The organism is Escherichia sp. AM3, from assembly GCF_032029835.1.
GTDB lineage: Bacteria > Pseudomonadota > Gammaproteobacteria > Enterobacterales > Enterobacteriaceae > Escherichia > Escherichia coli.
Genome location: NZ_JAVUPQ010000991.1, coordinates 1 through 270, shown reverse-complemented (window position 1 = coordinate 270; position 270 = coordinate 1). Strand labels below are relative to the sequence as shown.

Here is a 270-nt window from a genome sequence, read left to right as displayed (position 1 = left end):
TCCTGAAAGCGTTCTGAAAGAGTTACTATTGCTACCGGTCAGCGCTCGCGGCGTAGCCATTGCTTTGCAATGTGCCTGGGTCGTAGGCAGTGCAGGAGCTGCTGTGAGTGCTGTCAGTTATCTGCAACAACTGGCACAACAAGAGCGCGACTTGTTACTGGCGAAACCGGCCTTCCAGCGTTATTACACTGCCTGACAGTTGATGCTGCCATCCAAACGAACAGAACATGATACTGCAGGTATCAATAATTGGCAGGACTGGTTGAAGGA

At 51.1% G+C, this 270-nt stretch carries 1 protein-coding gene; it reads left to right on the top strand.

All coding sequences use genetic code 11. From position 1 onward, the window contains the following. Window positions 1–196 (top strand): hypothetical protein (locus RTW80_RS29380; protein ID WP_312721644.1); only part of this gene is annotated, 196 nt, incomplete at its 5' end. Window positions 197–270 lie beyond the last annotated feature (74 nt).